Here is an 8,610-nt window from a genome sequence, read left to right as displayed (position 1 = left end):
GTCCCACCCTGCCCCATCCGCGTCGTGAAGAAAGGATCGAAAATCCGCGACAGGTGTTCAGAAGGAATCCCCCGCCCGTTATCCCGAAACTCGATCCGCACCCGCTCCGCTCCCGACAGGGAGGCCGACAGCACCATCGTCCCGCCCTGCCCTTCGAAAGCGTGCAGCAGCGCGTTATTGACGAAGTTGATCACCACCTGCCCCAGCGGCCCCGGATAACTGTCCATCACAATGCCCGGCGCGACCTGCAGCTCCAATGAATGCCCGCCGCGCCGCACCTGGTTCATGATGGTCGCCGCAATCTCCTGGCAAACCTGCGCCAGGTCGAAGCGCCGGCGCTGCGTGCTGGCCTGATCGACCGACACCTGCTTGAAGCTGTTCACCAGCTCGGCCGCCGCATGCAGGCTACGCTGGATCAGCGCGCTGGCTTCGCCCGCCGCCCCGATCCACCCCTCAAGGTCCGACTTTTTCAGGTTGGCCGAAGTGAAACGCGCCGCCAGCTGCTCGGTCTTTTCCTGCAGGGTGCTGGCCATCAGCAGGCTGTTGCCGATCGGCGTATTCAGTTCGTGGGCGACGCCGGCCACCAGCGAGCCGAGCGAGGCCAGGCGCTCGTGGGCCGCGAGCTGGGCCTGGGTGTCCTTCAGCTGGCGGTAGGCGTCGGCGTTGTCCAGCGCCACGCCGACGTAGGCGGCCAGGGTGCTAAGCATGTCCAGCTGCAGGTGCTGGTAGGCATGGTGCTCGCGGCTCTGCACGCACAGCACGCCCAGCGCGCGGGCGCCGAGCAGCACCGGCACCAGGATCAGCGAGGCCGGCGGGCGCGCGCCTGCTTCGTCCTTCAGGTCGCCGACCCAGCGTGACGCGTCACGCTCGAAATCGTCGACCAGGATCTCCTCGCCGTTCTCGGCGCAGCGGTGCGCCATCGCCATCACGCGGGCACCGCACTGCTCGGCGCCGTCGACGCGCTTGCCGTCTTCGATCACGAAGGGGCAGTCCAGGCGGTCGCCGCGCAGCACGCCGATCGCGAACACGTTCACGTCCATCAGCTGGCGCACCTGGCCGTAGACGTTTTTCATGATCGCTTCGCTGTCCAGGTTGGACGTGAGTTCGCGGCCGATGTCGGACAGCAGCGCGATGTTGCGGCGCGCCTGCAGCGCGGCTTCCTTCTGCTGCTCGGCAGCTTCCTTCTGCAGGACCAGTTCGGCGGTGCGGGCGCCGACGGTGCGCTCCAGCCTTTCGGTCTGCTGCACCAGCACGCGAATGCGCAGGCGGTAGACGGCGACGCCGGCGCCGATGACGGCCAGCGCGCCCAGCAGGCGGAACCACCAGGTCATCCAGAACGGCGGCGCGATGTCGATGGCGAGGCGTGCCGGGGTGTCGCTCCACAGCCCGTCCTTGTTGGCGGCGCGGACCTCGAACACGTAATGACCCGGGTCCAGGTTGGTATAAGTAGCGAAGCGCTTGCTGGCGTCGGTTTCGGTCCAGTCGCGGTCGAAGCCCTGCAGGCGGTAGGCGAAGCGGTTGCTTTGCGGGTCGGCGAAGTGCAGGGCCGCGAACTCCAGCGTGAACACGGAATCGCGGTAAGGCAGCTCGACCCGGTTCGACACGCCCGGGCCGTGCGGCAGGCGCGAACGGTTCTGCACCAGGAAGTCGGTGATGACCGGCTGCGCGGGATAGGGATTGTCGCGCACCGCGTCCGGCATGAAGGAGGTCATGCCGTTGGCGCCGCCGAAGTGCAGCTCGCCGTCGGCGCCCTTCGCGGCCGAGCCGACGAAATACGTACCGTCCAGCAGGCCGTCCTTCGCGCTGTAGCTCTTGAATTCGCCGGTGGCCGGGTCGATACGGGTCAGGCCCACGGTGGTGCTGACCCAGAGTTCGCCGCGGCTGTCTTCGAGGATGCCGCCGATCGGCACCGGCTCGTGCGTGTTCGTCACCGGGAAATAGCGGAACATGGTGGCGCCGCCTGCGTCGCGCTCCATCCGGTGCAGGCCGGCGGCGGTGCCGACCCAGATCTCGCCGCGGCTCGACTCGTACAGATAATAGACGCGGTTGTGGCGCAGCGTGGCCGGGTCCTTGTCGTTGTGGCGGAAATGCGTGAAGGTGCCGCTGGCGCGGTCGAGGCGGTCCAGGCCGTTGTCGGTGCCGAGCCAGATATTCCCGGCGCGGTCCTCGAGCAGCGCGAAGCCGTAGTTCTCGCCCAGGCTCCTGGGGTCGAGCGGGTCGTGGCGCCAGGCGCTCAAGGTGCGGCCATCCGGGTCGAGCAGGAACAGGCCGCCGCGCGTCGCCACCCACAGGTTGCCGGCGCGGTCGAGCAGCAGGTCCTGGACGTAGTTCGACGCTGAGTCCTTCCCCAGCGGCACCGCCATGAACAGGCCGCTGGACGCGTCGCGCCAGGACAGCCCGGTGGCCGAGCCGACCCACAGGCGCCCGCGCCCGGGCAGCACGGCGGTGATGGTGTCGTCCGGCAGGCTGCCTTTACGCGCGGGATCGTGGCGAATGCGCTCGGCGCGGCCACTGATCGGCTCCAGGTGAAGCAGCCCTGAGCCGGTCGTGCCCAGCCACAGGCGGCCGTCGGCGCCGGCCGCGATCGTGCGGATCTTGCGGCTCAGGGTGGCGGTGCGGTCGCCCGCCTCCCCTGGCAGCAGGGTGAAACTGCCGAAGCCGCCGCTGGCGAGGTCGGCGCGGTTGACGCCGCTGAACAGGGTGCCGACCCAGAGCGTGCCGGTGCGGTCGACGCGGACCGCGCTGACCTGGTTGTCCGACAGGCTGTGACGGTCGAGCGGCACATTGGTATAGCCGACGAAGCGCTGGCTGGCGGGATCCAGCCATTTCAGGCCGTCGAGGTCGGTGCCGACCCACAGGTTGTTGCCGGCGTCGTGGTAGAGGGTCAGGATGCCGGTCTCGCCGATGCCTTCCTCGGCGCCGATGTGACGGCGCTGCGGCTGGCCCTCGCCGGTGCGCCAGGCATCGAGGCCGGCGGCGGTGCCGACCCACAGCGTCCCGTTCTGCGACATCGACAGCGACAGCACCGTGTTGCGCTTGGCGCCGCCGTGTGGGTCGATATCGTAGTGGTCGAAGCTGGTGGCGCCGGCCGGCAGGTGGTCGATGCCGACGCCGGTGCCGACCCACAGCCCGCCGCGCCCATCCAGCGCCAGCGCGCTGACGCGGTCGTCGCGCAGGCTGCCGGCGTCGTTGCCGTTATGGCGGAATACGCGGAAGCGTCCGCTGACGGAGTCGAGGTGGACCAGGCCCTCGCCGGTGCCGATCCATAGTCCGCCGGTCCCGTCGCCGACGATGGCGGTCACGGCGCGGTTGCGCGCCACTGGTTCGCTGCCGGAGACGAAGGGATAGCGCACGAACTTCTGGCGCGCGTCGTCGAAGCGGACCAGGCCGCCACGGGTGCCGAACCACAGCCGCCCTTCTCCGTCTTCGTACGAAGCCAGGACATAGTTGTCGGGCAGGCTGGAGGGATCGGCCGGATCGCTGCGGAAGGCGCGGATGCGGTAGCCGTCGTAGCGGTTCAGTCCGCTTTGGGTACCGAACCACATGAAGCCGGCCCGGTCCTGCAGGATGGTCTTCACAGTTTCCTGCGACAGGCCCTGCTCCAGGCTCAGGTGCTCGAAGCGCAGGCTCCGCGGCGCGCCGGCCTGGGCCGGCAGACTGGCGAACGAGATCAGGACGGTGGCTGCGGCGGCGAAGAGAAAGCGGAACATAGACGGTTTTCCGGAGACAGCCTTCAATCTACCAGAAGCCCTTGTCCTGTTGAAAAAAATTAACTCTTCCCCCTCCGGGATGTCGCTGCTATAATAGCGTCTTGGGCGGCTGTAGCTCAGCTGGATAGAGTACTTGGCTACGAACCAAGGGGTCGTGGGTTCGATTCCTGCCAGCCGCACCAACTTATACCTGAGAGATGGCCTGGAAAGTTCTGCTTTCCAGGCCATTTTTCTTTGTAGCTCGCCCTTCCATTCTTGCCCTGCGCAGTAGGCACTTTACCAAAGTTGGAAGGCCCGCTATAATGCGTGCCTCGGGCGGCTGTAGCTCAGCTGGATAGAGTACTTGGCTACGAACCAAGGGGTCGTGGGTTCGATTCCTGCCAGCCGCACCACTTATGCATCAGAGATGGCTCAGAAAGTTCTGCTTTCTGGGCCATTTTTGTTTGTTTCTCGATCCGGCCACATCTGTGGCTTGCGAGCACCCAATTCCGGCGCCGGTTTTCCGAATCCAGGCACTTACCCGATCAAGGCCGGCAAATATCGCGGCCGCATGATCGAAACCGGCCAGCGGCGCCTGAGCAACTGGTTAGTCCGTCACCTCGGTGTTCCCGAAAAATTCAAGAGTGGACAGGCGGCCGAGCAAGCGATCAGGACGCGCAAGGGAATCGTTTCGTTTTTTAGTACGGCACGGCCACCGGATGCGATTGGACCTCCAGGGAAGTATGGTTCTGGTCTTTGAAGTAGCGAGGACTTGGCCAATCGCCAACCCGCTGTTATAATGCGTGCCTCGGGCGGCTGTAGCTCAGCTGGATAGAGTACTTGGCTACGAACCAAGGGGTCGTGGGTTCGATTCCTGCCAGCCGCACCAACTTTTTCAGGACGAATGGCTCAGAAAGAAATTTCTGGGCCATTTTTCTTTTCTGCACGCGATATCCCCGCGTCTTCCCGGCCATACTGTCAGCCAAATCTGACCGCCCTCTTTTCCACGATGTTTGCCTTATTTGCCTACTTTGCCAATTGGCAAAACTTCGCTATAATACGGCCTCGGGCGGCTGTAGCTCAGCTGGATAGAGTACTTGGCTACGAACCAAGGGGTCGTGGGTTCGATTCCTGCCAGCCGCACCAACTTTTTCAAAAAGAACGGCTCAGATAGCGATATCTGAGCCGTTTTTATTTGACTCTTCCATACGCTCAGGCATACGAGCAGTCCCAGTCGGCAAGCTATTTGCCGAGCGTTCAATAAAAGTTCGCCAACGGAAATGAACTCTACCGAGGAGATTCTCGCGTCTCCGGGTAGGACCGATCCTACAAATACTTGGCAACCCTGATAAGTTTTTCTACTCGTTAATGCAATTTGACCCGTCTCCTCTATGAGAATCGGGTAGAAGCCGAGTCCTGCTGGAAAATATTGAGCAGATGCATTTTTCTTCGCAGAAGCGCACACATAAAGCGTTTTTCACGCGCTTTACCGACGTTTTGCTACGATGAAGTTCCCCGATTCTTGAAAAACCAAGCTGCAGGACGCGGCTGTTTCTTTGCGAGGTAAGAAATGAATAAATCTTTGATCGCTGGTATCGTGTTTGCTACCGCAACGTTCGGTTCTTCGGCCGTCATGGCCCAGACGACTCCGCCTGCCACCACCATTGGCACCACCCCGCAGGTCCTGGACCTGACCAACGGTAGCGGCTTCTTCGGTGACACCTTCGCCATGAACAACAATGGCGCCACCTTTGCCGATCACTTCACCTTCTCGGTGACCGGCACCACCAGCATGAACTTCGATGCCATCGTTTCGTCGATCAGCCGCACTGCAGACACCGGCCTCGATTTCAGCGGCCTGTCGCTGTACCGCGTGGGTGGCGGGACCGGCACTGGCGATACGGGTGCAGACACCCTGGTCACCAACGGCACCTCGCTGCACTCCGGTGAAATGGATGTCTGGACCCTGTCCAGCGACAACCTGGCTGCCGGCGACTACTACGTCCTGGTGAGCGGTAACCTCGTGTCGGATACCTCGGCCTCGTTCGGCGGCGCCGTGATGCTGGCGCCGGTTCCGGAACCTGAAACCTACGGCATGATGCTGGCTGGCCTGGGCGTCCTGGGCTTCCTGGCTCGCCGCCGCAAGCAGGCTGCCAACCAGGCTACTGCTTAAGTTCCAGCGTCCGTCTACACGGCATTGGAGCGGAGGCGCGAAAGCGCTTCCGCTTTTTTTATGTCCGCTTTGTTCATGTGCGCAGTTTCTTGATCAGGCTGCGGTTGCCAAGGATTTCCTCGATCTGCTCGAAGCGGACCGGCTTGACCATGTGGTGGTCGAAACCCGCCTCGAAGGCCAGCTGGCGGTCCTTTTCCTGGCCCCAGCCGGTCACGGCGATCATCACCGTCATCGCGCCGCAGGACAGGTTGCGGATCCCGCGCGCCAGGTCGTAGCCGGACATCTGCGGCAGGCCGATGTCGAGGAAGGCGTAGTCCGGACAAAAGCGCTTGGCGGCAGCCAGCGCGTCCGGGCCGGTGTGGGTGATGACCACGCTGTGGCCCATCGCCGTCAGCAGCGCGCCGATGCTGTTGACGAAGTCGACGTTGTCGTCCGCCAGCAGGATGCGGTAGGTCTCGGCGCTGATGAAGGATGCCGGGGTCGGTTTCGCCGGCAGTTCCGGATCGACCACGATGGGCAGGCGTACCACGAACTGGCTGCCGTGGCCCAGGCCGGCGCTGTGCGCCTCGATGCTGCCGTTGTGCAGTTCCACCAGCTTGCGCGCCAGCGACAGGCCGACGCCCAGGCCGGCAGTCGAGCGTTCCAGCGTCGAATCGACCTGCACGAACATTTCGAACACGGTGTCGAGCATGTCCGGCGCGAGGCCGATGCCGGTATCGGCAACCACCACGACCAGGGTCCGGTCCTCGACCGTCGCCTTCAGGCTCACGCGGCCGCCGCGGTTGGTGTACTTGGCGGCGTTGTTCAGCAGGTTGGACAGGATCTGCGCCAGGCGGGTGGCGTCGCCGTTCAGGAACACGGGGCGGTCCGGCAGGTCGATCTGCAGTTCGTGGCCGTGCAGGTCGATGTAGGGACGGACCACCTCCAGCGCATCGTTGACCACGGCCTTCAGCTCGACGCGGCCGGACTTGATCGTGAACTTCCCGGTATTGATGCGCGAGACGTCCAGCAGGTCGTCCACCAGGCGCACCATCTGGCGCAGCTGGCGTTCCATGATGTCGGTGGCGCGCTGGGTGGCCTGGGCGTCGCCGCTGCGCAGGCGCAGGATGTCGAGGCCGGTGCGGATCGGCGCCAGCGGATTGCGCAATTCGTGCGCCAGGGTCGCCAGGAATTCGTCCTTGCGGCGGTCGGCCAGGATCAGCGCCTGTTCCGCACGCTGGCGCACCTGCATCTCGTGTTCCAGCGTGGCGTTGGCTTCCTGCAGCGCGTCCGAACGGCGCCCGATCTCGGCCAGCATCTCGTTGAAGGCGTCGATCAGCACGCCGATCTCGCCGCTCTCCTTGCCCGGCACGCGCAGGCCGTAGTCGCGCCGCTGCATCACCTGGCGGGCGACGCTTGTTACCGATCCGAGCGGCCGCGTGATCGCTTCCTGCAGGCGCGAGGCCACCAGCCAGGCGATCGCCAGCGCGCCCAGCATCACCGCGCCGAGGATGGCGCCATAGCTGAGCAGGCGGTCGAACAGGCCGTAGCGCGCGCGCAGGTAGACGGTGCCGACCATGTCGCCGTTCTCGACGATGTTGCGGAATACGACGATCTCGCTGCCCTCGATGCGGTAGCCGGAAGCCTGCGGACGCGGCGGCAGCTGGGTGGCGCTGCCCGCCGTGCCCGGCGCCACGTAGCCGGCGAAGCGCGTGCCGTTGCTGGTATAGATGGCGGCCGCGAGGATCTGCGGACGCACCCGCAGCACCGCCAGGTTCTGGCGCGCCGTCTCTTCATCGTTGAAGGCCAGCGCCGGCGCGGTCACGCGCGCCATGATGTCGGCCTGGGTCATCAGGTCGTCGGTCCAGTAGCGCTGGAAAGCGCGCAGGTCGACCAGCAGCATCGCCACCGAGGCCGCGACCAGGGCCGCCAGCGTGGTCGACACCGCCATCAGGATGAGTTTGCGGCGCACGGAGCTGTCGCGCACCTTGGCGATCGCGCCTGTCATTGCAGCGCTCCTTTCTGCACCCGGTTCGCCACCGTCAACAGGCGCGAACTCAGCTTGATGCCATTGCGTTCCGCCGCGTCCAGCGCGACGTCGAAGCGCACGCGTTCGTCGACGATACGGAAATTGATGGCGCTGCCCTGCTGCAGGCCGCCGTCGCATTCGGTCACGACCAGCAGCGCGTTGCCCGCCGCGCGCACCATGCGCCCGACCCGGCCGGCGTCGAACCCGCCGATGAACAACAGATGCACCGGCGCGCCCAGCTCGGATTCGCGCAGCACGCGCACCACGATGGCCCGGTTGTTCACGGTGCGCCCGCTGACGATGCGCGCCAGTTCGGCGGCCAGGTCGTCGGCGCCGACCACGCCGATGGTGACCGGGCTGGCGGCGTCGGCAAAGGCGCCGGTGGGAAATTCGGCATAACCGAGGAATTTATACAGGAAGGCCGCCTTCACGCGCCGCTCGAGGGCCGGGCTGGTGGCCGCGTTCTCGGCGTGCGCCGGCGGCACCAGGCCAGGCGCGCCGCATAGCGCAGCGGCGCACAACAGCGCCCAGCCGGCCAGCTTGCGGCGCATGCCGCGGTTCCGTGAAGAGCGCATTGGACGGTGCATCGGCCGGGTCAGGAAACGAGGACTTCGGTTAACGTGGCGGTCCGCAACGCGGCGGGACGCGACTCGGCCGGCTCCCGGATGCGCAGCGCCACTTGTACATACGGCGCTCCGGAGAATGCAAAAGACTGCGAGTAACTCTTCATCATCTTGCTA

General features: G+C 65.1%; 5 protein-coding genes and 4 tRNA genes. 6 read left to right on the top strand and 3 right to left on the bottom strand.

What is annotated here, in order from left to right:
- The coding region (locus tag LQV39_RS19610) for a two-component regulator propeller domain-containing protein (protein WP_230027818.1) at positions 1 to 3,710 on the bottom strand (3,710 nt) is incomplete at its 3' end.
- 105 nt (positions 3,711 to 3,815) lie between these two features.
- Between LQV39_RS19610 and LQV39_RS19605 the strand changes: the two genes are divergently transcribed.
- The 6 genes from LQV39_RS19605 to LQV39_RS19580 all read left to right on the top strand — a co-directional run bounded on the left by LQV39_RS19605 (position 3,816) and on the right by LQV39_RS19580 (position 5,862).
- Positions 3,816 to 3,892 (top strand) — tRNA-Arg (locus LQV39_RS19605).
- A 133-nt stretch (positions 3,893 to 4,025) separates the two neighbouring features.
- Positions 4,026 to 4,102 (top strand) — tRNA-Arg (locus LQV39_RS19600).
- Positions 4,075 to 4,449, top strand: coding sequence for a hypothetical protein (locus LQV39_RS19595; protein ID WP_230027817.1), 375 nt, complete (start codon positions 4,075 to 4,077; stop codon positions 4,447 to 4,449). Before LQV39_RS19600 ends, LQV39_RS19595 begins: the two co-directional genes overlap by 28 nt.
- Before the next feature lie 52 nt (positions 4,450 to 4,501).
- Positions 4,502 to 4,578: transfer RNA gene (locus LQV39_RS19590), tRNA-Arg, on the top strand.
- A 180-nt stretch (positions 4,579 to 4,758) separates the two neighbouring features.
- A tRNA-Arg gene (locus tag LQV39_RS19585) sits at positions 4,759 to 4,835 on the top strand.
- A 424-nt stretch (positions 4,836 to 5,259) separates the two neighbouring features.
- Complete coding sequence (locus LQV39_RS19580) at positions 5,260 to 5,862, top strand: FxDxF family PEP-CTERM protein (RefSeq protein WP_290368613.1); 603 nt, start codon at positions 5,260 to 5,262, stop codon at positions 5,860 to 5,862.
- Between the two features lie 73 nt (positions 5,863 to 5,935).
- On the opposite strand, the gene LQV39_RS19575 is transcribed toward LQV39_RS19580, so the two are convergent.
- Together LQV39_RS19575 and LQV39_RS19570 are read right to left on the bottom strand one after the other, a co-directional pair.
- The gene (locus LQV39_RS19575; protein WP_230027815.1) at positions 5,936 to 7,849 is read right to left on the bottom strand and encodes an ATP-binding protein; all 1,914 of its coding nucleotides are present in this window, start codon (positions 7,847 to 7,849) and stop codon (positions 5,936 to 5,938) included.
- Positions 7,846 to 8,421 carry a YfiR family protein gene (locus LQV39_RS19570; RefSeq protein ID WP_230027814.1) on the bottom strand — a complete coding sequence of 192 codons (576 nt, stop codon included), beginning with the start codon at positions 8,419 to 8,421 and terminating at the stop codon, positions 7,846 to 7,848. The genes LQV39_RS19575 and LQV39_RS19570 overlap by 4 nt, the downstream gene beginning before the upstream one ends.
- Positions 8,422 to 8,610 lie beyond the last annotated feature (189 nt).

The sequence above is a fragment of the Massilia sp. Bi118 genome, from assembly GCF_918697865.1.
GTDB lineage: Bacteria > Pseudomonadota > Gammaproteobacteria > Burkholderiales > Burkholderiaceae_D > Telluria.
Note: the sequence above shows the minus strand (reverse complement) of the source record. Positions and strands in the feature narration are given on the sequence as shown.